The organism is Catalinimonas locisalis, from assembly GCF_038039535.1.
Lineage (GTDB): Bacteria > Bacteroidota > Bacteroidia > Cytophagales > Cyclobacteriaceae > Catalinimonas.
In genome coordinates this window covers 175,608-199,986 of record NZ_JBBPHP010000005.1, presented here as the reverse complement: position 1 = coordinate 199,986, position 24,379 = coordinate 175,608, and the positions used below count along the sequence as shown (strand labels likewise).

General features: G+C 38.5%; 20 protein-coding genes. 10 read left to right on the top strand and 10 right to left on the bottom strand.

The features are described 5' to 3' along the window. The first annotated feature begins 2 nt into the window (after positions 1 to 2). The 8 genes from WJR50_RS09540 (at position 3) to WJR50_RS09505 (ending at position 10,568) form a co-directional block, all read left to right on the top strand. Positions 3 to 1,652, top strand: a complete 1,650-nt coding sequence (locus WJR50_RS09540) for a glycosyl hydrolase family 28-related protein (RefSeq protein WP_341293029.1) — start codon at positions 3 to 5, stop codon at positions 1,650 to 1,652. Between the two features lie 138 nt (positions 1,653 to 1,790). Next, complete coding sequence (locus WJR50_RS09535; RefSeq protein WP_341293028.1) at positions 1,791 to 2,852, top strand: glycoside hydrolase family 88/105 protein; 1,062 nt, start codon at positions 1,791 to 1,793, stop codon at positions 2,850 to 2,852. Positions 2,853 to 2,861: 9 nt separating this feature from the next. After that, positions 2,862 to 4,061: a hypothetical protein gene (locus WJR50_RS09530; protein WP_341293027.1), complete on the top strand. Its 1,200-nt coding sequence runs from the start codon at positions 2,862 to 2,864 to the stop codon at positions 4,059 to 4,061. 104 nt (positions 4,062 to 4,165) lie between these two features. Further along, positions 4,166 to 4,963 (top strand): class I SAM-dependent methyltransferase, encoded by a 798-nt coding sequence (locus WJR50_RS09525; RefSeq protein WP_341293026.1) that lies wholly within the window; start codon positions 4,166 to 4,168, stop codon positions 4,961 to 4,963. A gap of 33 nt (positions 4,964 to 4,996) precedes the next feature. After that, a complete protein-coding gene (locus tag WJR50_RS09520) occupies positions 4,997 to 6,091 on the top strand; it encodes a glycosyltransferase family 4 protein (protein WP_341293025.1) in 1,095 nt (364 codons plus the stop codon). 21 nt (positions 6,092 to 6,112) lie between these two features. Further along, complete coding sequence (locus WJR50_RS09515; RefSeq protein WP_341293024.1) at positions 6,113 to 7,261, top strand: glycosyltransferase family 4 protein; 1,149 nt, start codon at positions 6,113 to 6,115, stop codon at positions 7,259 to 7,261. Beyond that, on the top strand, positions 7,242 to 8,810 hold the full coding sequence (locus WJR50_RS09510; protein ID WP_341293023.1) for a capsule assembly Wzi family protein: 1,569 nt from the start codon (positions 7,242 to 7,244) through the stop codon (positions 8,808 to 8,810). Before WJR50_RS09515 ends, WJR50_RS09510 begins: the two co-directional genes overlap by 20 nt. Before the next feature lie 384 nt (positions 8,811 to 9,194). Next, on the top strand, positions 9,195 to 10,568 hold the full coding sequence (locus WJR50_RS09505; protein WP_341293022.1) for a sugar transferase: 1,374 nt from the start codon (positions 9,195 to 9,197) through the stop codon (positions 10,566 to 10,568). A gap of 62 nt (positions 10,569 to 10,630) precedes the next feature. Here WJR50_RS09505 and chrA read toward each other — a convergent pair whose 3' ends face one another. Further along, entirely contained in the window at positions 10,631 to 11,806 is a 1,176-nt protein-coding gene (gene chrA / locus WJR50_RS09500) for a chromate efflux transporter (RefSeq protein ID WP_341293021.1), read from the bottom strand. Positions 11,807 to 11,846: 40 nt separating this feature from the next. Then, positions 11,847 to 12,818, bottom strand: a complete 972-nt coding sequence (locus WJR50_RS09495) for an isopenicillin N synthase family dioxygenase (protein WP_341293020.1) — start codon at positions 12,816 to 12,818, stop codon at positions 11,847 to 11,849. A 92-nt stretch (positions 12,819 to 12,910) separates the two neighbouring features. On the opposite strand from WJR50_RS09495, the gene WJR50_RS09490 reads away from it, so the two are divergent. Then, positions 12,911 to 13,747 carry a phosphopeptide-binding protein gene (locus WJR50_RS09490; protein WP_341293019.1) on the top strand — a complete coding sequence of 279 codons (837 nt, stop codon included), beginning with the start codon at positions 12,911 to 12,913 and terminating at the stop codon, positions 13,745 to 13,747. Between the two features lie 59 nt (positions 13,748 to 13,806). On the opposite strand, the gene recO is transcribed toward WJR50_RS09490, so the two are convergent. The 3 genes from recO to WJR50_RS09475 are packed head-to-tail and all read right to left on the bottom strand — an operon-like array spanning position 13,807 to position 17,394. Further along, a complete protein-coding gene (gene recO / locus WJR50_RS09485; protein WP_341293018.1) occupies positions 13,807 to 14,502 on the bottom strand; it encodes a DNA repair protein RecO in 696 nt (231 codons plus the stop codon). Position 14,503: 1 nt separating this feature from the next. Continuing rightward, positions 14,504 to 16,762 carry a type IX secretion system anionic LPS delivery protein PorZ gene (gene porZ / locus WJR50_RS09480; RefSeq protein WP_341293017.1) on the bottom strand — a complete coding sequence of 753 codons (2,259 nt, stop codon included), beginning with the start codon at positions 16,760 to 16,762 and terminating at the stop codon, positions 14,504 to 14,506. Beyond that, positions 16,762 to 17,394: a thymidine kinase gene (locus WJR50_RS09475; protein ID WP_341293016.1), complete on the bottom strand. Its 633-nt coding sequence runs from the start codon at positions 17,392 to 17,394 to the stop codon at positions 16,762 to 16,764. The genes porZ and WJR50_RS09475 overlap by 1 nt, the downstream gene beginning before the upstream one ends. Positions 17,395 to 17,512: 118 nt before the next feature. Here WJR50_RS09475 and WJR50_RS09470 point away from each other — a divergent pair, with 118 nt between their 5' ends. Then, the gene (locus WJR50_RS09470; protein ID WP_341293015.1) at positions 17,513 to 18,535 is read left to right on the top strand and encodes a DUF8457 domain-containing protein; all 1,023 of its coding nucleotides are present in this window, start codon (positions 17,513 to 17,515) and stop codon (positions 18,533 to 18,535) included. Here WJR50_RS09470 and rodA read toward each other — a convergent pair. From rodA to WJR50_RS09445, 5 genes are read right to left on the bottom strand one after another with little or no spacing between them, the layout of a single operon-like run. Next, a complete protein-coding gene (rodA, locus tag WJR50_RS09465) occupies positions 18,532 to 19,806 on the bottom strand; it encodes a rod shape-determining protein RodA (protein WP_341293014.1) in 1,275 nt (424 codons plus the stop codon). The genes WJR50_RS09470 and rodA overlap by 4 nt on opposite strands. A 1-nt stretch (position 19,807) precedes the next feature. Further along, positions 19,808 to 21,616 carry a penicillin-binding protein 2 gene (mrdA, locus tag WJR50_RS09460; protein WP_341293013.1) on the bottom strand — a complete coding sequence of 603 codons (1,809 nt, stop codon included), beginning with the start codon at positions 21,614 to 21,616 and terminating at the stop codon, positions 19,808 to 19,810. Continuing rightward, positions 21,613 to 22,137 (bottom strand): Rod shape-determining protein MreD, encoded by a 525-nt coding sequence (locus WJR50_RS09455; protein WP_341293012.1) that lies wholly within the window; start codon positions 22,135 to 22,137, stop codon positions 21,613 to 21,615. Before WJR50_RS09455 ends, mrdA begins: the two co-directional genes overlap by 4 nt. Beyond that, positions 22,130 to 23,029, bottom strand: a complete 900-nt coding sequence (gene mreC / locus WJR50_RS09450) for a rod shape-determining protein MreC (RefSeq protein ID WP_341293011.1) — start codon at positions 23,027 to 23,029, stop codon at positions 22,130 to 22,132. Before mreC ends, WJR50_RS09455 begins: the two co-directional genes overlap by 8 nt. A gap of 8 nt (positions 23,030 to 23,037) precedes the next feature. Next, positions 23,038 to 24,063 carry a rod shape-determining protein gene (locus tag WJR50_RS09445; RefSeq protein ID WP_277487228.1) on the bottom strand — a complete coding sequence of 342 codons (1,026 nt, stop codon included), beginning with the start codon at positions 24,061 to 24,063 and terminating at the stop codon, positions 23,038 to 23,040. Between the last annotated feature and the right edge of the window lie 316 nt (positions 24,064 to 24,379).

Here is a 24,379-nt window from a genome sequence, read left to right as displayed (position 1 = left end):
CCATGCAAACAGTCAATGTCAAAGAATTTGGAGCGTTAGGAAATGCTGAAACTGATGATTCTGAGGCTATAAAAAGAGCTGTCCAATCACTAAAAAATAATAATACTCTCTACTTTCCGAAAGGTACATATTTAGTGGAGCAGGAAGGTACTCTTGTAGAAATAGAAAAGCTTTCTGATATCAAAGTAATATTTGATCAAGATGCTATGTTACTCATGGATAATCTAGACGAAGCAGGGGAAGGTACAGGACATGCATTTTACTTTAAAGGGCCTGGTCAAAACCTTCATCTCTCTGGAATAAATGTTAAATGGAAGTACCTACCCAATTCCCGAAGCATGGGGGATGGTATCATGATTGATGGACCTTACAACGGCAATGGACCAAGCGCTATTTATACCTTTAAGAATATCATTATTAAGAATTGCAGTTTTGAAAATACTCCTCAGACCGGTATAATTCTTATGGGCTGCTCTAATATTATGATAAAAAATATTACTCTTCAAAATACTCTAGCAGACGGAGTACATTTAAATGCCTGTCAGTATTATACAATTGATGGAATAACAGGAAAAAATGTAGGGGATGATAATGTGGCATTAGTGACTTACTACAAATCAGCAAACGCATCACTTTACTTAAAAAAAAATGGCCCTTATGCTCGTGCTGATTTGGGAGAATGGTCAAATTATGAAGGTTCTATTAACAATATAGACTCCACTGATAACAGTGGAGCGAATGGTATCAGAATTGCAGGTGCCTATAAAGTTTCAGTGAGTAATGTAAAAGCTGAAGGCCGAAAAGCGGGAATTATCATTGATGCTGGTAAAAAAGGAGGTACATTTGGATGGGAATACCAAGCTTCTAAGGACATAAAGATTAATAATGTGGTTGCTGAAGCCTGTCATGTAGGTATACACTTTATGAGCTTCAATGTAAGTTTCAAGGAAACAAGATTCTGGAATTTTGATGTCTTACTTAATAATGTACAAGTAACAAATTGCAAACACGATAACCTGCTTGTTGAGAAATGTAGTGGGATTGGCTGTAGTAATATTACTTCTTATGGCAAACGTAGCCGAATAATTAACCTCAATAACTTTTCACTTACTAACTTTATTAGCCACAACGGAAGTGTAATTATCCATGGATTAAATGCACTTGCACAAAAATTAGGTCTGACTGAGGTACCTGATAGTAATATTAGTATTGATAGTTTATCGGTTTATGGCGGCAACATCCAAATTGAAAATGCAAAAGGAGTAGACGCTGGCTATTTATATTGTTACAAGAGTTCTAAAGATAATGGTATAATACTTAATAATTTACAACAAACTCAGTTTGCTACTATCATCAGTAAGTTATCTAAGTCTAGAGGAATTTTGATTAGTAATTGTCAGCATATGTCAGTTGTTTCTGCTTTTATAGAATCAGAGCGTAAAGAGTTCACTTCTATTGAAATTGGGGGGGGGGATCAATCTTCAAGAAGCGATGATATTTCTATCATCACAGCAGCTTATAAAAACGAAAGTAACCAAAATGACGTAGTGCTGCAAAAAGGAGAAGTAGGCCCCAAAAATATCTCTATAAATTTATCTTATACTACTAATAATAAGCAACAGAAATGGAAATACTTCATGTTGAACCCCTAGCTAAACTGTCTGAAATGAAGCAAAATATTTTAGAGTTAGCAGCTAAATCCGGTATATATCTTTTCAACCGCATTATTTCTTTATCTTAAAATGTCTCCTTATAAATATATCCCTCCATCAATACATATTACAATTTACTTGATCTCCATTTTTTTCTTAGTAGTAGGCTGTTCTGATGAACAGGTAGAAAAGTCAGCAAAGGTACAAGAGGTAGTAGATATCATGCGAAAGGTCAGTGACTGGCAACTTAATAATCCTGTAGAAAGAATAAATGATGCCTCTGAAACTTGGGAGAGAGCTGTTTTTTACATCGGCCTTATGGCAACTTATCATACCACTCAAGATGAAATGTACAAGAATATTGTTCTTGACTGGTGTCTTTCTAATAATTATAAACTTGGCCCTCGCAGAACCCATGGAGATGACCATGTGATAGGGCAAATATATCTGGAATTGTATGAAGAATATCGGGACCCTGCAATGATTGAGGATGTAGTTTCTGTGTTTGACTATATGATGACGTATAGTTGGAAGGGCCGCCGAGTTTGGAATTGGTGTGATGGTTTATTTATGGCTCCACCTGTGCTTTCTCATCTGGCCAAACTTACCCACCAAGACCAATATCTTACTTATATGGATTCTCTATGGTGGGATACCTACGAAGAGTTATATGATACAGAAGATCAATTGTTTTACCGAGATAACAGATACATTGATACACTTGATATCAATAATAAAAAAATTTTCTGGTCTCGAGGGAATGGATGGGTCATAGCGGGCATAGTACGCTTACTTAACCATCTCCCTAGAACACATCCAACTTACGAGAAGTATCTTGATGTATATTTAAGATTGGCTAATTCAATTGCTCTTCGACAAGGAGATGATGGGCTCTGGAAAAGTAACCTTTTAGATTCCACCAGGTATCCTATCTCCGAAACTAGCGGAACTGCTTTTTTCACTTACGCGTTTGCATGGGGAGTCAATAAAGGTTATCTAAATAAAAACATTTATTTACCCATTATTGAAAACTCCTGGCAAGGCCTGTTGGCATCAATCAATGAAGAGGGACGTTTAGGCTATGTACAGCAACCTTGGGATCAGCCTGGTCCAGTTTATGTGGATGGTCATCAGGAATATGGCACAGGAGCGTTTTTACTAGCAGCAAGTGAATATATCAAATTAGCTTCAAGGGAGTAATAGAACATAATGAGTAGTTTGATCATTAAAAAGACACAGGAAGGTTTAGCACAAAGCTTTTTAAATACTTTACTCAAACCTCATTGGATTGTGTTCTTTACAGTATCGGTAAGTGCATTGGCTTGGCTCACTCCTGATTTTTTTGGTTACTACAAAGGGTTTAAAGTAGCCGAAAGTATGAATTTGCTAAGCCTTTTATTTATCTTTACTTGGTATTTCTTAGCAATTTTTATTTGTTGGGTAGGATTTTCATTAGGAAATAAATTCCCTAAAATTAAAGAAGCAGATCAGTATGCTAGCCTGGATAAAGCGCATATTTACAGATGGTATTCTGTTATTGCTCTAATAGGTATTTTCTACACAATATATGTTACTTTTAAAGTTCTTGGTTTTTACGGTTTTTTTTATGCTATAATAACTTTTACAACTAATAAAATAGCTTATGCTATCTATCAAGATTACTCGGCAGGTATCTTTTCACTTAGATATGTTATAATTATTGCTTTTGGATGGGCATTATACCGGGTAATAATTCTTAAAAAAATTCAATTAATTGATATCCTGAATATAGGAGTTTTTATATTTTACATCGCTTTTTTTGGTAGAAGGTTACAATTGGTTTGTAGCATACTGGTCTTTTTGACATTAGCAAATCGTTATAATAGCCTTTTCAAAAAAGTAAAATTAAACCGTTTTTATTGGCTAGTTTTTTTTGGATTTATTATGTTATCGGTAGCTACATTACTGCGCAACTATGGCTCTTATGCTGAAATGGGATACAGCAATCCTTTATCTGCTGTATTAGCTAATGTGATTGCGTACCTAGCAGCTCCTTTTCAAGTTTCTTTAGGAGTAGGAAATAATGTACTCGATGCATTCAGTGGAGTGGGCTATAGAAGTTTTACGGAAGTAGACACCACCCTCACTGCCAATTCTGCCTTTGCAGAAATGGTAACTTCTCAGGGTACTCGAGCAATTATGAAAGTGAACGCTTGGGCTTTGTTTTTTGGCTTTATGAGTGGTTGGTTATATAAAAATAAAGAGAATTATTTGTATACAGGTTATCCGATAATTCTTTATGCCTTTGCTGAACTCTGGAGAATTGACTTATTTGATAAGGGAATATTTTATACACTTTTGATAGCTGCAATAGGAATTCCTATAATACATACATTCGTTATGTTTATGTTCACATCAAAAAAACAATAATATTTGTTTACCACTGCTTTACCAAAGCTCAATACTTGCAGCAAATTTTTGAAAAAATTTGCTCTTTTATTTTGAATCAGAATATTTGCAGATAAAGCTTTTGTATGAAAGATTATAAAGTGATTAGAAATGAGAGTTTTCAAAACCCTTATACTCTTAGCCAAGAACTAATAAGTATAGCATCTACGGAAAAAACACATCGTTTTCTTACCAACCATTCTTCCTTATTGATTTATACTTTCTTAGTAGATTATGTTATGCAATTTTCCCATTATTGGTTTGGAGATAAAAAAATAAAAATCTTAGATTGGGGCTGTGGAAAGGGTCATATTACATTTTTACTTAAGGAAGCATTTAAAGCTTACGAAAGAGATGCACAGATTGATAGTTGTGATATTTCCTTAGACAAAGTAACAAATGTAGATTCTAGTTTTCGTCAGAAAACTCCTATTCTTGAAAAAAGTAAAATAAACGTAATCCCTCTTAATCACCCCTATAAGCTGCCATTTGAGAACCAAGCCTATGATGTCATCTTAAGTTTTGGAGTACTAGAACACGTACCTCATGATCAAGAATCTTTGAATGAGATTCAAAGAGTACTGAAGCCAAATGGACTTTTTTTCTGCTTCTTTCTTCCTTATTATTTGTCTTGGACTCAGCGCATAGCTCATTTAAGGGGTAATTATTATCATGATAGGTTATATAGTAAACATGATGCTAAACGTATGACTCATAATGCTGGCTTACAATTACTTGATATCTGGCATCGTCAACTCTTGCCAAAGAATAATGTACATTATGAAAATTACCGTTTTTTTGAAAAAGTTGATCAAGCACTTTGTCGCTACACTTTCCTTAAATATTTAGCGACTAACATAGAGTTCGTTGCTAAGAAAGTCTAAAATCATTTTGCTGAATTTAATATTAATAGGAGTATGTTGAAACTCTGTATAGACGTACGCATGCTTTACTCCTCTGGCATAGGGACTTATTTGCAAAATCTACTTCCACCTCTGGCTAAAAAATATGCATTAATACTAATTGGTGATGCTCAAGAGGTTTCTCCTTATCAAGCTAAAAGCATTGCTAGTAATATTTCAATATACTCTGTACAAGAAATTATTAAACTTCCTTCTTTGATCCCTAAGTGTGATATCTTTTGGTCCCCTCATTATAATGTACCTGTATTACCCATTAAGGCCAAAAAGAGGTTGGTTACTATACATGATGTATATCATTTGGCTTATCTTCAATCATTATCTTTAAAGCAAAAGCTTTATGCAAAAATAATGATGCAAGCTGCCGTGAAAAAAAGCCATCATATTATTACTGTATCCCAATTTTCAAAAAAGGAAATTGTCAAATATACTCATTGTTCACCCGATAAGATAAGTGTAATTAGTAACGGTATCAATCATAATCATTTTAGTTCTATTAGGGATAATAGTTTACTTCAGACTGTAAGAGAAAAATATATATTACCGGATAACTTTATTTTATTCGTAGGTAACGTCAAACCTCATAAGAACCTAATCTCCCTTATTAATGCTTTTGCGTTAGTAAAGTCTCAACTTCCTCATTACTCATTGGTCATCGTGGGAAAAAAAGAGGGCTTCATTACCAACGATAATAATATATTTGAGCGTTTATCACATGACAAAAGCTTAGAACAAAGTATACATTTTACGGGCTATATAGCTGATGAGGACTTACCTGCAATTTACAATCTCGCTAGCTTGTTTGTTTTTCCTTCATTATATGAAGGGTTTGGCCTTCCACCCTTAGAAGCAATGGCTTGTGGATGTCCGGTGCTGGTTTCTAACTATGCGAGTATGCCAGAAATTTGTGGCCCAGACATTCATTATACTGACCCTATGGATATTAATCAGATGGGAATGGATATTTACAAACTACTAACCTACCCTCAAGCCCAGAAAGACAAAATGATAAATAAAGGCCTTCAGCAGGCTGCTTCATACACTTGGGACCAATCCATCCGAAAGCATATCAAACTCCTTGATAGCTTATAATTTTTTACGCTGTTAAACACTATGATGCAAAAACCCAAAATTGCGATTGTTCACGAATGGTTTGTAGACCATTCAGGTTCAGAAAAGGTGCTAGAACAAATTCTAAATGTCTTTCCTCATGCTGATCTTTTTAGCGTAGTTGAGTTTTTGCCTGATGAGTTAAAATACTTTATACAAAACAAACCTGTCAAAACTACTTTTATACAGAAACTACCTTTTGCGAAAACCAAGTATAGAAACTATTTACCCCTAATGCCTTTGGCTATTGAGCAACTCAATGTGTCTTTTTATGACATAGTGATCTCTAATAGCCATGCAGTATCTAAAGGAATAATTACCAACAGTAATCAACTCCATATCTGCTATTGTCATTCACCTATGCGATATGCATGGGACTTATATCATCAGTATTTAAGAGAATCCGGTTTACATAAAGGAGTCAAAGGCTTCTTTGCAAAGTTATTTTTACATTATCTTAGACAATGGGATCTTAGTACGATAAATAGAATAGACCATTTTATTGCCAACTCCAATTATATTGCTGCCAGAATTAACAAGGTATATAAACGAGATGCTCAAGTAATTTATCCACCTGTGCATGTAGAGACTTTCGAGCTTCATACAAAAAAGGAAAACTTTTTCCTCACTGCTTCTCGTTTTGTACCCTACAAAAAAATAGATGTTATTGTAGAGGCATTTTCTAATATGCCTGAAGAAAAGTTAATAGTTATTGGAGACGGTCCTGATAGTAAAAAAATAAGAGAGAAAGCTTTCAATTGTGAAAATATATCTTTCCTGGGATTTCAGGACCAGAAAACACTTATCTCTCATATGCAAAGAGCTAAAGCATTTGTTTTTGCTGCTGATGAGGATTTTGGTATTATTCCTGTGGAAGCTCAAGCCTGTGGGACTCCCGTAATTGCTTTTGGAAAAGGAGGCTCTCTGGAAACTGTAAGAGAAGGAATTACGGGACTATTTTTCTACCAGCAAAGCGCAGATTCTATTATTAGAGCACTCAAAAAGTTTAAGGAAGAGTACAAACAATACGATCCCCTAGTAATTAGAAAACATGCTGAAAGTTTTTCAGCACTTCGATTTCAACAAGAGGTTAAACAGTTCGTTTTATCCAAGTTGGCAGATTATCAACAAAATGAAGCTTACCCTATTTAAAGGTTTTTTACTGTTATCTTTTTATTTCCAGATTACAGCAAGCTATGCTCAACAGGCTCAGAACAGAGATACTGTTACTTATAGCCTTGGTGTTTTTCAGACTTTGACTCAAAAGGACTATTTACCGCATTACATAGCTTCTAATAGATTTGGGGTTTTTGATTTGCAAGACAACCTCTCTACTCTACTCAGAGCAAACGCATTTTCCAAATTTCATTTTTTCCAGAAAGGGACTTTATCTATAGGAATAGATATGTTCTCAAAAACAAGTTTTCAAAAGCCTGTCTCCTCCTCCGTATTTCTTCAACAGGCTTATACAGGATTTCAATACGACTTCCTAAAACTTACAATAGGAAAAAAAGAACGCACAGTTGGTACACATGCAGAAGACTTATCTAGTGGTTCATTGGCAATAAGTCAGAACGCTCCCCCTTTACCATTAATTTTACTTGAAGTTCCTGAGTATACAAATGTTCCCTTTACTAAAGGATTCGTACAGTTTAAAGGAACTTTTGCACATGGATGGTTTGACGATGAACGCTTCATTGACACCCCTTTTCTTCATGAAAAAACTTTTTATCTCCGTTTTGGTGGCAAAAATAAATTCAATATTTATACAGGACTTGTTCATTTTGTTGTTTGGGGAGGAGAGCATCCTGCTGAAGGGAAAATTCCAGCTAGCTTTAAGGATTACTTGCGTGTTATTGCTGCAAAAAGTGCAGAAGGTGTACCTACTAGTAATAACACCATTGTAGGAGAACAACTAAATGCATTGGGAGATAATTTAGGTATTTATGACATTGGCACAAGTCTATCACTTCCTTCTTTAGATTTAGAAGTCTACTATCAGGTGCCTTATGAAGATTGGTCTGGAATTCGTATCTGGAAGAATAAAGATCGCCTATTGGGACTTACTATTAAAAATAAGACCAAATCAATATACATCTCTAAACTCAATTATGAATATATAAATACATTATATCAAAGTGGGCCTGGACTTACAGATGCTCGTTCTAATGACTTTGACAATTTTGGCTATTCATATGGGGGACGAGATAATTACTACAATAATTATCTATATAGAACAGGATGGACTTATAAAGGACATATCATAGGAACGCCTCTATTTTTTACTAATGAAAGGGCTCAAACTTATATAGATAACTTCTCAGATCCAGACAAAGGCAAATTTGATTTCAACATTGTAAATAATAGAATTGTAGCACATCATATAGGACTGAAAGGTAGAGTTATTCCACAACTTGAGTACAAACTGCTCATGACAACTACTTTAAACTACGGTACTTACGGTGGGCTGAATGGTGGAATTCAGGAATGGGGTAGTAGAACCAATCCAAACCTAACATATGAGTTTGCCCCTCCATTAAGACAACACTACATGCTTTTGGAAGCCCTTTTTAAATTAAATAATAATCTCAACGCGAGCATAATCTATGCTATGGATACTGGAGAGCTCTCAAAAAACATAGGCATTATGTTGGGTATTAAGTGGTCAGGTGATACCTTAATCAACTTAGATAAGCCATAAATTAGATATACGGAGCTTTGATTTTTGACATTTTGATCAGGCAATTGTATAAAGAAGAGTTGAAGTATAAATCTAAACTAAACTGCTTTTAATTTCATATTTTTAATGGCATACCTTTTTTTCTGAATTTTTAATGAATTAGCTTTGCTCCCGCTAAAAATTTATAAGAATCTGAACAGATTCAATCCGTTTATTACATCATACAAAGATTCAATAATAAGGGCTTGGCATATCCTTTTATAAACTTAAACTTTGCGGAGCTTTAGATAATCCTGTTACAACTATCTAATCTTCTTATGTGTCAAGGGAGGTAACCCTGGCATGATAAATGTTTAATATGCTTAAACGAAACTTTGATAGTTGATTAAGTTAAGAGAATAGCACATGAACCACCGTTTCTCTAAAAATATAAGGACGATACACGTAGGAGTAGACTTATTGCTCCTCAACTTATCCTTTTTAGCTTCTTATCTTTTTGTATTTGAGGGAGTTAGCACCTTATTTAATTCTCCTTATTCAGGACTTTTATTTTTCATTAATATTTCTTGGATACTATCTATACTGATAATCAAACCCTATAGAATTTCCAGGGTTTCTTCAACCATACCTAACATACTAGTTAAGCATTATACTTCAATATTATTACATGCTCTAATAGTAGCTGTGTTTTTCATGGCTTTCAAAGCTTTTTACTATTCAAGAGAACATTTAATCATATCATATCTGCTTCTGTTTTTTATGGTTTCGCTTTGGAAAGCGGTGTTTACTTATTTTTTAAGACAATACAGATTACAAGGATATAATAACAGAAAAATTGTAATAGCCGGGTATGGTGAAATCGCTGAAGAATTAACAAGCTTCTTTAGTCGGCATAGAGAATATGGATATAGATTTTTGGGGTATTTTGATGATAAAGCTTCTGATGGAAAGCAAATTTTGGGAGGAATAGATAAATTGCGGGACTTTGTGCTTAAAAATGAAGTTGATGAAATTTACTGTTGCACTCCCTATCTGGAGCATGAAACTGTTCAGCAGATTCTCAACTTCGGAGAACGTTTTAGAAGAAAAACAAAAGTAATTACTGATTATCGTGCTTATGCCTATAGGGGAGTTACCCTGGAAAGGTATGACAACATTCCTGTACTTAACATTACCGATGCTTCTACGGAAGATGTAAAGGCTATTATTTTTAAACGGGCCTTTGATATTACATTTTCTTTAGCTGTGATTACGTTAGGGCTGCCAGTATTTCTTTTAGTAGCATTGCTTACTATGTTCACTTCAAAAGGTCCTGTACTCTTTTCACAAGAGAGAATTGGTAAAGGCGGAAAGCCTTTTCTGATCTATAAGTTTAGAAGTATGTATACTAATGCAGAATGCAAAGGTCCATGCCTAGCTTATGACAACGACCCTAGAATCACCCCTTGGGGAAGGCTGATGAGAAAGTTAAGACTGGATGAAATTCCTCAGTTCTTTAATGTATTGAAGGGAGATATGTCTATTGTAGGTCCTAGGCCTGAGAGAAGATATTATATTGATCAAATTGTAGAGGTTGCACCGCAATACAAATATTTACAACATGTAAAGCCTGGCATTACATCAATTGGTCAAATTAAGTTTGGGTATGCTGAGAATATTGATGAAATGGTCAAAAGATTACGATATGACCTTTTATATCTTAAAAATGTATCTTTCTCATTAGACCTGAAGATTATATTAATGACTATTATGGTGATCTTCAAAGCTGAAGGAAAGTAAAAAAGTAAATAAACTTCAACATATATAATATTTTGATAACCCTTCTTTAGAAGGGTTATTCTTTATAGCAGGAAACCTGCACCTAAACCTGCCAAGATGATTAAAGGAGCGGGTATGGGTGTGAATTTTAAGAGTAGAAAAGTACCCAAGATAAACGCTGTATTTACCCAATCTGCGGAGATAGGTTCCATTAACAGGAAAGCAGCGGCTATTACCATCCCCGAACTTGCCGCAGTCACACCTTCCAGAGAGGCTTTAATTACACGATACTTTTTCAGCTCATCCCAAAACCTGATCATAAAAAAGATAAGAAAGGTCCCGGGTAGAAATATCCCTGCTGACGCCACAATTCCACCCAATATTTCCCCACTCATACCATACTCTCTCATGGCTAATGCACCTATATACGCACTGAATGAAAAGGTAGGTCCTGGTACTGCCTGCACCATAGCGTATCCTGAGAGAAATTCTTCTGAACTGAGATATCCAAGAAAGTCTACAAATTCGGTATACAACAAAGGAATCAATACCTGCCCTCCTCCAAAGATCAGACTTCCGTTCCGATAAAAATTCTCAAACAAACGAATAGGTAGAGTCTGTGTAACTCCTCCCACAATTGCTGCAATTATTAACACACTTATCCACAGTATGAGATTACCCCACTTAATAGATAATTTCTGTTTTTGCTCCCTGGGATGTTTTTTCCATTTGATGGAGGTAGCAAAACCAGCCAGGAATAAAAGCAGCGGATAAATAAAGGGCTTACGGATAAAGAAGGACACTACTGCTGCCAAAAGCATAATAATAATTCCTGTTCTGGTGCTTACTACCTTTTTGCTGATCGTATAAGAAGCATATGCTACAAAGCCAACTGCCATAGGCTGGATAAAACGTGTAAACGCTAATGAAATCTCCTGTCGTTGAAAGTGTGAAACTACGATAGCCAATGTGGTCATAATAGTTACCGCTGGAAAAGCCCAAACCATCAGGGTAAGAAAAGCTAGTTTTGCCCCTCCTATCCTATAGCCTATCGCAGTAATGGTTTGAGTAGAAGTTGGCCCTGGTAGAATCTGGCAAAGTGCATAAAGCTCAATCAGTTCTTTTTCGTTTAAATAACGCCTCTTCTCAACCATCATCCGTAAAAGCAAAGTCATGTGGGCCTGCGGCCCTCCAAAGGCGCTGATCGTAAGCAGGAATACATCCTTCAGAAAAATAATATGACGAACACGCCTGACCACTTGAATTAGCCTTTACAAGATTAAATTATTACTATCATCATTACTTTTTCAGACCTATTTCAGCCAGTCTTTCATCCAAAAACTCTCCTGCGGTCATATCTTTATACTGCTTAGGATGATCCGCACTCACACAATTTTCAAGGCAGGTAAGATCCATCTCTGAGCGCGGGTGCAGAAAGAAAGGAATTGAATAACGAGAAGTCTTCATTTTTTCCTTAGGTGGATTTACTACCCTGTGTATCGTAGATTTAAGTCTGTCATTGGTGAGTCGGGCCAGCATATCTCCTACATTTACCACAATCTGTTCTGGCAGTGCTGTTACTGGAAACCATTTGTCATCTCGTCGCTGAATCTCCAGCCCCTCGGCACTTGCCCCCATAAGCAAGGTAATCAAGTTGATATCACCGTGTTCAGCAGCCCTCACTGCATCTTCTGGGATGGAGTCAGGATCTTCAATAGGAAAATAGTGAATAGCTCTCAAAATACTATTACCATTGTGTACTTTATCATCAAAATAGTTTTCTGGCAGGTCCAGATACAAAGCCACAGCTTTGAGTATATCCTGGCCAGCGTTTTCCAGGGTTTTAAAAGCCTGAGTAGCGTACTTTTCCATAGCTGGTAGCTCGGAAGGCCATATGTTATCAGGATAAATTGCTTTCACCGGATCATCATCTTCCACGATCTGACCAATCTGATAAAATTCTTTCAAGTCACCCGTAGTACGTCCTTTTGCATGTTCTTTACCTTTGCTGGTATATCCACGTTGCCCGTGAAGTTCCGGCTTATCATACTGCTTCTTTACATTTTCCGGTAAGCTGAAGAACTCCTGAATAGCCTGATAAAGCTTGTTTCTCAGGTCATCGCTAAGACCATGATTTTTGATGGCTACAAAACCAACATTATTAAATGCATTTCCAAGCTCAGCGACAAACTTTGTTCTCTCTTCTTTGTTACCACTTCTGAAGTCGTCTAAATTCAGGGAAGGTATATTGTCAAATGATGCATCTGCCATCTTTATACTTTTTTATTAAAACTTCTCTAACTGGACAATAAGGCAAAATTTGTAATAACTTTGCACTTCATCAAACTAAAAAAAACTGTGCTATGAAAAACTTATTTTTATCTTTTATTTCTTTATTTTTTCTATTTGCCGTTGCCTCATGCGGATCTACCGGTACTCAGGAAGAAGAAGGCTCTGATATGAGCGATACTTCAGGCGATATGCAGCAAGAGAGTATGTCAGAAGTAACATTATCTCCTGCACCTGCTTCAGTAGATTATCCTGATGCTATTTTGGAAATCAGCTCTCCTTCTGAAGGGGAAACCATCAATGGCAATACTGTATCATTTAACTATGATGTAACCAATTATGAGCTTGGCGTACAAACTGCCGATGCTGACCAAAAGCCGCTGGCTAATTCTGCCGACGGACAACATATTCACCTGATTTTAAATAACAATCCTTATTATGCTATTTATGAGCCTACGCATGAGATGGAGTTGGACAATGGCCATTATGTAGCACTTTCATTCCTTTCAAGATCTTATCACGAAAGTGTAAAGCAACCTGAGGCTTTTACTGTTTCTCAATTTACCGTAGGTGAGGGAGAAGGCGAAGAAGTGGACCTTTCTGCTCCGATGCTTTTCTACAGCCGTCCTAAAGGTACCTACTCGGGCGCTGATACAGAGACTGTACTTTTTGACTTCTATTTAGTTAATACTGAAATTGGCACTAACGGAAATCAGGTAAGGGTTACCGTAAATGGTGATCAGGAATTTATGGTAGACGAGTGGGCGCCTATGGTACTTGAAGGTTTACCAATGGGTGAGAATACTGTTAAAATTGAATTGGTAGATAGCCAGGGTAATCTGGTAGAGAGCCCTTTCAATAGTGAAGAAAGGACTTTTACCCTGGAAGCCGGTGAAGAACCTGCCTCTTAATCTTGATCAAAAAGAACCACATTGTAAAATAACATTAGCGGGATAATCTCCCGCTTTTTTTATTCCATAAGCTCCCTAAGTACAGCAGTAGATTTCAGATCACTGAAGCCTTCTACATGCAGTTGATAAAACTTGATCAGGTCATCTAACAAAATACGTCTGGTAGTATTGCTACTTTTTATATGTTGGGTAAAAGGAACATCAATCAATTGGCTAAGCACCATTTCTTCTTCCCCGGATACCTGTGGCTTCCCGATGTGCTCATATACCTGTTCAAACACATCATCTGAGGAGCGAGGGGCAAAGCCCAGATAGCGGCTTAGCTTGAGCATAAATTGCAGGTGGAAATTTTCATAGCCTTCCGGCAAATGATCAAATACCAGCAGTGCGTTGTATAAAAATTCAAACAAAGCTTCGTTTCCTTCTTCTTCTTTCAAACACTTGTTCAAAACTTCGGTAATGAAAAGTGCCATACCTGACTTCTTAAAGTCGTAAGGAATGGACTGATAGGGTTCAAAACATTTGAGCTCAGATATGCGGTTGAGCCCGGCAGATTTTTTATAGTATACGACCAACTCCAGCAGCGTAAGCGGCTGAAACAGGGAGATTTTTCCTTTACTTTTTTTTCCTCCCCCTCTTACACTGTTGACAATATAAGATTGTAAACCAAAAGCCTCAGTGTAGATTCTGGTTACAATGGATGTCTCCCTATACTTGATAAAGTTCAGTACTATGCCTTTCGTCTTGTGTAGCATCTCAATTAATAACAGCTACTTTAGCGATAAATGTTTGAGAACCATCTGCTGAAGCACTAAATACCAGATAAACTCCGGTACCTACTCTGCTTCCGTTGTAGTCTCTTATATCCCATACCGCAGTACCTCCTTCCGCTTCCAGTTCTCTCACCAACGTACCCGAAATCGTGGTGATCTTCACATTTGCATCGGTTACCAGGCCTTCTATGCCTACCTGTCCATCAAAAGTCGCCGGAACAGGGTTAGGGAAGATTTTTACGGTTTGCTGAGTTTCTGCTCCCTGAGTAGAAGTTCCCCGATAGGAGACTATGCCTTTATCTGTTAAAAAGAAGACTTCACCACTTTTATCATCCACACTAATATCCAGCACATTGTCTGAAGGGAGCGGGCTACTTTCTGATGCAAAATGATGAATGAGTTCTTCTCCTGTTTCGTTAAAAAGCCAGGCTCCATCTCGGGTACCTATCCACTTGCGATTACCTCCATCTACGGCTATGCTCGTAATGTACTCTCCAAAAAGCAAAAACTGATTTTCAAATACAGGCTTAATAGCGCTGGGGAAAGAAAAAATATCACCGGGCGCAGGAAAATAAGTTACGCCTTCATTTCCGGTCAGCCATACCTGCCCTGCTCTATCTACTACCATATCTGTAAACTCGCCACCGGGCAAGTCAGCTGTAGATATGACCGAGCGTATTGACAAGCTAGTGTTTTCGCCTGCATCATACGCTATAAGCTCCGAGCCTATACGAGCCTGCGCACTATCACGATTGCTTAGAAACCAAACCAAATTATTTTGAGGAAGCACTATTTCTACCGGAAATTGACTTGCCTGCCCACTTGGTGCAAAAGCTTGCCAGTTATTTTCCTCAGCATTATAAAGATGGAGAGAAAGCAAAGCTTCATAATTGCTCAGCCACAGCTGGCTGTTTTCTGCCAGTACACTGCTTACTTCATTATTTGCAAGACTATTATCTCCTGAGGAAGAAGTAATTGTAGAAAAGGTATTGTCCTCATCCCAACGAATCAAGCCATTACCCAGAGAAGCGAAATAGTAAGCCTGCTCCGCAGGAAGATAATCCACATCTGCTAATCGGGCAGGAGAGGGTTGAGCTAAACTCTCGGCTAGTCTTTCAGGAGAACAATTATTCCATTTTCCTTCCTTGAAAATAGCAAAGCCTGCCTCCGTACTATCCAGCAATAAAAACATACTTTCATTGGCATAATGTAAACTGTAAATATCATCACTCAGCGGGCCAGAAGGCAGAAGTTGTTCCTGCCCAGCCTGATCAATTTTGATTAAACCCTGAGTTGCATCAGCTACCCACAAAACACCTTCATTATCTATTATTGCCTCAGAAGGATTAGGGGTGTTTAATTTTGAAAGTGCATTGTCTAAAATATGGATCTGACCATCTACCACCGCTACTAATTGCTCTGCTGTAGCATTCAGGCTTAAAAAAGAACCATCTACAACGAGTTCGGTCAGTTGCCAATTTTCATCTGTTAATGCATACACACCTTCCTGATCTACTGCCGCCAATACATTTTCTCCATTTTCCTCTACATATCGAGTAGCTTGTTGGGGTAAGTTATCTTCAGAACCAAACCTTTTCCAACTGGCGAAGTCTTGTCGGTTCACATTCGCATCCAGTGTATTGGCAATAATTCCCTCTTCTGTTGCCAGAAAAATACTGTCCCTTAGTATGGCAACATCATAGATGGGAAGAGGCTCACCCTCATTGCTTAGGCGAGTATAAGATTCACGAATTCTAATATCTATTTCTCCTTCCTTAGCAATTTCCAATACTCTTACCCCCAGGCTGGTAGCCAGGTAGGCTAGATTGTCATTTAGCAAAACTGCGTTGATCTGTTCATTATCTCCGGATTCTTGTAAAAGGCTAAAGCTGACTATTCTTTCAGACGAGAGTACATCCACCAGACTACTTTTATAGGCAAGAATCAAAAGGTCTCCTGCCTCCTGATAATCCATAGCGGCAACGCCTGCATCACTTAAGCCATCCAACTTAGATAGTACGTTAAGGGAGGAAGTTTCCTGATCGTAAAAGAAAAGGCCGTTCTGAGTAGCACAATACACTCTTTCTCCCGCCAAACATACTAACCTACCCTCCTGATAAGAAAAATGGGTGCGCCAGGTACCAATTGGAATAGCTGATTGCGCAAAAAGCAAATGAGAAAAATAAAATAGGAAAATTATACATCCTATTGCCTTGAGGTTACTGAGTGATTTGCATTTCATTATCCTCCCTTCTTGGCATCCTGCTGTTGGCTCTGTTTCTTTTTCTCCTCCATTCCCTGATAAAAATGAAGGCGGCTTCGGGCTTCATATTGTTCTTTGGCTCCCAGCATCATTGTTTCTTTTTCCTCTCCAAGGCGAAACGAAAAGGAGGCAGGAGCACCTGATATGGCACAGATCGCATGTACTTTGGTCACATATTCAGCAATAGCCATCAGGTAAGGCATAGGTCCAAAAGGCTTTCCTTCATAGTCCATATCCAGCCCGGCCACTATCACCCGCTTTCCTTGATTGGCAAGGGTGTTACAGACTTCTATAATGCTATCATCAAAAAACTGGGCTTCGTCGATACCTACTACTTTGCATTCACCTGCTTTATCCAGTATATCTTCTGCTTTTTCTACCACAGTCGACGCTATACGATTTTGGTTATGCGATACCACCTCTTCGGTATGGTAGCGGGTATCTAAAGAAGGTTTAAATATCTCAACATGCTGTTTGGCTATAATAGCTCTGTTGAGCCTGCGGATCAGTTCTTCTGTCTTGCCAGAAAACATGCATCCACAGATTACTTCTATCCATCCAGCCTGTATGTTATCGTAGTGTGCACCACCCATCTGCGGTTCTATAAACATGAATCTTGAGGAATTAATGGTGAAGTGAAAGCTTTGCCTTGCTACGCTTTAATAATATGATTTACTTTAGCAAGCAAAAGACTCAAAGTGCTTTCGTACAAAAGAAATAAATATCCCTATGGAGAGCAAATTAAAAGAAGAAGCAGTAAGCCATTATAGCAGCGCATTTAGTGACAAGATGCAAAGACAGGCTTTTCAATATAAGGAAAAGCTTAATGGACAGGATATTCTGGGCCTTACCCCTCTCAAACAAATTAACTTATTTGTTATTAAAGAGCTTTTTTTTCACTGGAAAAGTGAGATTGAGCAGCTCAAGAGTCCTTATTTCAACTATCAGTCTGAGGAGGTCAAATCTGCGCTGGCTGGTTTTATGGATGTTGTTTCTCAAAACATTCTGATTGATGAGTATCATTTACGTCCACTATTAGAAAAAGCTACCAAAGATACGCTTTACCTTATTCTCGCTCCTTACGATTACTTCTATCTTTTACTTACCCATAACCAAAAGCAATCCTGGACAGTATCAGAATTAGAAGACATATTGAAGTATGTGAGAATTAACCGTTCACTTTTAGGAAGCCTGTTGGATAAATGCCGTCACGAGACGCTCCATATGATCAGTACAGAGCGAATTTCTGAGCTATTCAACCAGGTATTTGAACAGCTACAGGAGCCCCCCGAAGATACAGAGCCTTATCTTCAGCAGCTTAGTCAGGAAGTCCCTTTGCAAACTGAGACATTATTTTCTAATACTACTACTTCTTATTCTTCTCCCCAGGTCAATGAATCAATTCCTTCGCAGGAAGAAGCTACCAGAGAAGAAAAAAAAGAAGAAGGCCCTCGTACCCTTAACGACTATCTGAATAAGCCTGACCGCTCAACGCTGGCTGATATGCATCAGCAAAGGAAAATTGAAAGCCTTTCACGGCACCTTAGTGTCAACCAAAAGTTCATGTTTGTAAGAGAGCTCTTTAACAATGATAATGAGGCATTTCGACAGGCATTGGAAAAAATAGATGCTCAAAACACCTATGCGGAAGCAGTAGGACTTGTCAGACGAGATCTAGCCTCTCAATACCACTGGAAAATGGACTCTGAAGAAGTAATGGAGTTTATGGAACTATTGTCCAAAAGGTTCTAAGAACGTGTCAGGATCTGCATGCGGTGAGCATCCAGTTTTACCAGAATAAATAGCAGAATGGTAAAAGCCCACAGGGAAGAACCTCCATAACTGAAGAAAGGCAGCGGTATACCAATCACCGGAAACAGACCGATGGTCATCCCAATGTTTACTGCAAAGTGGAAAAAGAGTATTCCTGCCACGCTATAGCCATAGACTCTGGCGAATGTTGCCTTTTGCCTTTCAGCGATGGCTGTTACTTTGATGAGTAAAAGAGAAAACAATACAATCAGGAGGAGGCTGCCGAACCAACCATGCTCCTCTCCAATGGTACAAAAGATAAAGTCAGTGCTCTGCTCAGGTACAAAGTCAAACTTAGTTTGTGTACCTTCCAGAAAACCTTTGCCCCACATACCACCGGAGCCTATTGCAATTTTGGACTGAGTCACGTTCCAGCCATAGCCTAACGGATCAGCTTCCGGGTTAATCAATGCTTTGATACGGTTCTGCTGGTGAGGTTTCAGTACATCTGAAACAATAAAGTCGACACTAAAGATTACCCCCATAATCGCTACTGCAGACACGGCAATTACCATGATTCGCCTGGTTTTTCTTGCATTGACACCTATCAATAAGAAGGCAGTTACAATCACAGCAATCATCAGGTATAGCTGAGGCACAAACAGCGTCAATATAAAAAGTATAGCTGCTGCGATGCCTATTCCTAATAACACAGGAGAAAAACCTTCACGGTAGAAAGCCACCAGAAATGCACTGAATACCATTGCTGTGCCTGTATCTCCCTGGAGCATAATCAACACAGCTGGCAAGCCAATAATAACGAATAAGGTAAGTTGCGGTCTTAAGTTGTTAAAAGTTTTATTGTCAGAACTGATAAACTTAGCTACCGCCAATGCTGTGGCGAATTTTGCAAATTCAGAAGGTTGTAAACGAAAACTTCCAATAGAAAACCAGGACTTAGAGCCTGCTACTTCTGTACCAAAAAGCAATACGAAGGTTAGAATCAGGATCATCCCTCCATAAATGAAATAGGCGAAAGAATCATAGAAGCGAAAGTCAGTCAACATAATCACAAAGATGATGACTGCTGCAGTGGCTATCCATATCAGCTGTCTTCCTGAGTTTATGTCCATATCAAATATACTCAGGTCAGGATTCTGGGCATCGTATACCACGGCGAATATGTTAAGCCATCCCAAGCCTACCAGTAAGAAATACAGGAGAATTACTCCCCAGTCAATACGGTTTACTAAATTGTTGTTTTCTCTCACCTTAGTAAATAAAGTCTCCTTTCAAAATATAATCTTCCATCTGGTATCTATCTGTACAGCCTTTAAGATATTTTTCAATCATCAGACCGGAAATACCTGCCGCAGCACGTGCTCCCTGCCCGGCGTTTTCTACATATACTGCAATCGCTATCTGAGGATCGTCTTTGGGAGCAAAGGCGATAAATACTGAGTGGTCTTCTCCTTGGCTATTTTGTACAGTTCCCGTTTTACCACACACTTCAATATCCTTAAGCTTGGCACGATATGATCCGGTACCTCTTTCTACCACATCATACATAGCTTCTACCACCACATCAAAATGCTGAGGGTCTACAGTAGTGTAATTTTTCTCCTGGTACTTTTCTAATGGTCTTCCATCTTCTCCAATAGATTTGATGAGGTGAGGCGTTACGTAATAACCTCTATTTGCTATGATTGCTGCCAGATTTGCCATTTGAAGAGGCACAATCTGTAACTCTCCCTGACCAATGGCATTGGAGTAAATTGTAGAAAACTTCCAGCGATCATCCCCATAAATCTTGTCATACAAGGTAGGAGCTGGCACATAGCCTCCTCTTTCGTTAGGTAAGTCTATTCCAAGAGGTTGGCCCATCCCAAAGCTCATCACATGTTTGCGCCAATTTTCCAGCCCAATTTCAGTATCTTTAAAAGTATTATCAGATACCCCCTGATTCAGAATTCGTTTATAAGTATTCCAAAAGTAAGGATTACAGGAAACTTCAATTGCGCCCTTAAGGTCTTCATGAGAATGAGGGCCATGACACGCGATGATACTTCTGTCACAATAGAAACGGGTTTGGGGTGTAATGACACCTTCTTGTAGGCCTACCAGTGCCTGCACAGTTTTAAAGATTGAACCTGGCATAAAAGCTCCCATCAAGGGGCGGTTGTACAAGGGCTTGGCAGTATCACCTAATAGGGTTGAGAAGTTTTTGCTGTACTCCCTTCCGGAAAGCATATTAGGATCGTATGAAGGGGCAGTTACAAAAGTAAGTACTTCACCCGTTTTGGGCTCAAGCGCTACTACACTGCCTCTTTTTCCCATCATAAGGGTCTCAGCATACTCCTGTAAATCTATGTCTACTGTACTCTGAAGATTTTCACCAGGAATAGAGAGGGTATCTAAAGCACCATCTTTGAATGAGCCTTTTTCAACCCCTCTTACGTTTACCATTTTGTATTTGACGCCCCGTTTTCCTCGTAACTGCTCTTCGTACATAGACTCAATGCCACTGATGCCGATATAGTCTCCCTGACGGTAATAATTAACAGAGTCTCTTTCTAATTGATATTTACTAATTTCTCCAATGTAACCCAGAGCGTTAGCCAGGCTACGATGTGTATATGCGCGATTGGTTCTGGCCTGAATACGAAAACCGGGATAGTTGATTAGGTAATCCTGTACGGTTGCGAAAGTTTTATTGGAGATTTGCTTAATAAAAACAGAAGGTTTTACATAAGAATATTGCTTGGCTTTCTGCAATTTCTCCACAAAGTCTTCCTTTGTAATATCAAAAAGCTCACAAAAGGCCAAGGTGTCTGTCAGATCAACCTCTTTAGGAATCACCTCAAGATCGTAAACAGGGGCATTGAAAACAATTAGTTTACCATTTCGGTCGTACACCAAGCCGCGAAAAGGGTAGCGGATCTCTTTTTCCACAATATTACTTTCCGCCTTATTCCGATAATCGGTGCTAAGGACCTGTATTGAAAATAACTTGATAACGAAAACTACCGCTATGAGCACTACAGCTCCACGGATAATGTATTTTCGGTTACTATTCTTCATAGAACAGTTCTTCTGGGCGTATGTATAATGTACTGAATTACCGTAACTAAAATAAAGGTAAACGCCGTACTGGCCAATGCTTTTATTAGCGTATAATAAAATAAGCTGAAACCACCTATCTCAACAAAAAACACGGTGGCATGATGCACGAAAATCAGAGGGATAGCGTAAGTGATAAACCACCTAAGTCCCATCGCTCGGGGACTGGGTGTCATACCGATATCATAACCTCCTCTAGGGGTAAGTGCACTGATCCAGTAGCGCCTTATATACATGATAAACACACAGGCAGCCGCATGAATTCCAAAAGTGTTGTAAAATATGTCAACTACCAACCCTGTGGCAAAACCCAACAGCATACAGGTAACAGCAGCAGCCTCAATGGGTAACAAAAGCAAAAAAGCAATGTAAACGAAGCAAAAAGCTACATCAAAAAGCACAAGGTTTCTGACAATAAATACCTGGAGTAAAATATATACTACAAAATTAATGGCTTGTGGTATAAGATAGCGGCTATTCATCGGCTGTTATTATATTTTCCAATGAATCCTGCTCATTGCGTAGCAGGTTCTTTACCACATATACATAAGATAACTTGTAAAAATCATTGGAAAGGTTAATGTCTATATCATAAAATGCTGCATCTTCTTCAGGCCTTACTTCTGCCACTGTTCCAATCATGGTGTTGGGCGGATAGATACCGCTATACCCTGAGGTAACAATGGTATCACCATTAATGATATTGATATGGATAGGAATATTATCCAGATTTACCAGACGAGGGTTAGTACCCGCCCATACAATAGAACCTAAGGTAGTTGAGCGCTTTACCAAAGCTGACACGTACATATCCGTATGTAAAACCGAGGTAATTACTGCAAAGTGGTCAGATACATCTTTTACCTTACCTACTACTCCGTCAGGACTAATCACTCCCATATCCGGCTCTATGCCATCCAGCCTTCCTTTGTTGATGGTAACATAGTTTTTGGCCCGATGCACGGTATTATCCACTACTTTTGCGGGAACAAAAGCAAACTGCTTCATCCGAACGCTATCGCTCTTACTTCTGACTTCGGGCAATACAAATACAGAATCTTCAGCCAGAGCTTCCAGGGCTAATGAATCTCTAAGCAGCAAATCGTTTGCATTGCTTGGTTCTCCACTTACCATTAACTCATGCAGGCGAGCATTTTCTGCTGCCAGTCTTTGGTTAACTTCTTTAAGCGAAAAATATTCTGAAACAGAGTTAGTAGTCGTCATAACCGAAGCTACTAGTCTGTTAGATGAGTTCAGAACCGCCGCCTGATGGTAAGCGTTATTATTGACAATAAAGAAAATGCTTAGGACTTCTAACAGAATAAATAAGAATGAGGACCTGTAATTGTACAGAAATGTTAATAAACTATGCATCTACTTTTTTAGGTCATCAATACTGATTTAAAAGAATCAAATTTTTTCAGGGCAACGCCAGTACCTCTTACTACCGCACGTAACGGATCATCGGCCACATGTACCGGTAATTTGGTTTTAAGTGCCAGACGCTTGTCCAGTCCTCTCAACAATGCTCCGCCTCCGGTCAGGTGAATCCCATTGTCATAGATATCGGCAGAAAGTTCGGGTGGAGAAATCTCCAGCGCTTTCAGCACTGCTTCTTCAATTTTTGAGATAGACTTGTCTAATGCGAAAGCGATTTCAGAATAAGAAACCTTTATCACTTTAGGAATACCTGTCATCAGGTCACGCCCTCTGATTTCATAATCATCTGGCTCGTCGTCGAGTTCCGTTAAAGCCGATCCTACCTCAACTTTTACTTTTTCAGCAGAGCGCTCCCCGATGAGTAAGTTATGCTGACGACGCATGTAGTCCAGAATATCTTTGTTAAAAGTATCTCCGGCAGTTCTGATTGACTGGTCACAAACAATTCCTGAAAGGGCGATAACAGCAATCTCGGTAGTACCCCCTCCGATGTCTACTACCATTGAGCCAACAGGCTGGTCAATGTCTATTCCGATACCAATAGCAGCAGCGATAGGCTCATGAATCATATACACTTCCTTGGCACCGGCGTGCTCCGCAGAGTCTCTTACGGCTCTTTTTTCTACTTCGGTGATGCCAGAAGGTATGCAGATAATCATACGATGAGAAGAGGGGATATAACGACTGCCCATGTCAATCATTTTGATCATACCCCGGATCATGTGTTCGGCAGCGTGGAAGTCGGCTATAACACCATCTTTCAGCGGACGAATCGTTTTGATGTTCTCATGGGTCTTTTCATGCATCTGCATTGCCTGTCTTCCAATCGCCAGCACTTTGTTAGTAGTACGATCAATGGCGATGATGGAAGGCTCATCTACTACTATCTTCTCCTTATTGATAATTAATGTATTAGCTGTGCCCAGGTCAATAGCTATATCACTGGAGAAAAAGTCGAACAATCCCATGTCTTAGTAAATAATGTGGTTTGAGTTATACTAATGAAACGCATTTGAAATTATGCAAATTTGTATTAAGTAGAAGCTTTTTTAAAGCTTTATTTCGCATTGGCTTATAGTAAGTAAGATATTTTTCAATTCTGCACCAAACATAATTTGTCAGCACTTAGGTATATAAACTATATGTCTTTTTAGCAAAATTAGAATGATTTTTTTTATGCAGCATCTTTCGTGCTAAAGTTGTTTCACACTGTCCGCAATCCTATGTTTCTGTTAGTACTGTAAGAGTTGCTCACATTCAGAAGATCTTAGAAAAATAATACAT

Excerpts from the sequence above, each read along its gene's own strand:
- WJR50_RS09540 (WP_341293029.1), top strand. The coding sequence starts at position 3 with ATGCAAACAGTCAATGTCAAAGAATTTGGAGCGTTAGGAAATGCTGAA.
- WJR50_RS09530 (WP_341293027.1), top strand. The coding sequence starts at position 2,862 with ATGAGTAGTTTGATCATTAAAAAGACACAGGAAGGTTTAGCACAAAGC.
- WJR50_RS09525 (WP_341293026.1), top strand. The coding sequence starts at position 4,166 with ATGAAAGATTATAAAGTGATTAGAAATGAGAGTTTTCAAAACCCTTAT.
- WJR50_RS09520 (WP_341293025.1), top strand. The coding sequence starts at position 4,997 with ATGTTGAAACTCTGTATAGACGTACGCATGCTTTACTCCTCTGGCATA.
- WJR50_RS09515 (WP_341293024.1), top strand. The coding sequence starts at position 6,113 with ATGATGCAAAAACCCAAAATTGCGATTGTTCACGAATGGTTTGTAGAC.
- WJR50_RS09510 (WP_341293023.1), top strand. The coding sequence starts at position 7,242 with ATGAAGCTTACCCTATTTAAAGGTTTTTTACTGTTATCTTTTTATTTC.
- WJR50_RS09505 (WP_341293022.1), top strand. The coding sequence starts at position 9,195 with ATGAACCACCGTTTCTCTAAAAATATAAGGACGATACACGTAGGAGTA.
- WJR50_RS09495 (WP_341293020.1), bottom strand. The coding sequence starts at position 12,818 with ATGGCAGATGCATCATTTGACAATATACCTTCCCTGAATTTAGACGAC.
- WJR50_RS09490 (WP_341293019.1), top strand. The coding sequence starts at position 12,911 with ATGAAAAACTTATTTTTATCTTTTATTTCTTTATTTTTTCTATTTGCC.
- recO (WP_341293018.1), bottom strand. The coding sequence starts at position 14,502 with ATGCTACACAAGACGAAAGGCATAGTACTGAACTTTATCAAGTATAGG.
- porZ (WP_341293017.1), bottom strand. The coding sequence starts at position 16,762 with ATGAAATGCAAATCACTCAGTAACCTCAAGGCAATAGGATGTATAATT.
- WJR50_RS09475 (WP_341293016.1), bottom strand. The coding sequence starts at position 17,394 with ATGTTTATAGAACCGCAGATGGGTGGTGCACACTACGATAACATACAG.
- WJR50_RS09470 (WP_341293015.1), top strand. The coding sequence starts at position 17,513 with ATGGAGAGCAAATTAAAAGAAGAAGCAGTAAGCCATTATAGCAGCGCA.
- mrdA (WP_341293013.1), bottom strand. The coding sequence starts at position 21,616 with ATGAAGAATAGTAACCGAAAATACATTATCCGTGGAGCTGTAGTGCTC.
- WJR50_RS09455 (WP_341293012.1), bottom strand. The coding sequence starts at position 22,137 with ATGAATAGCCGCTATCTTATACCACAAGCCATTAATTTTGTAGTATAT.
- mreC (WP_341293011.1), bottom strand. The coding sequence starts at position 23,029 with ATGCATAGTTTATTAACATTTCTGTACAATTACAGGTCCTCATTCTTA.
- WJR50_RS09445 (WP_277487228.1), bottom strand. The coding sequence starts at position 24,063 with ATGGGATTGTTCGACTTTTTCTCCAGTGATATAGCTATTGACCTGGGC.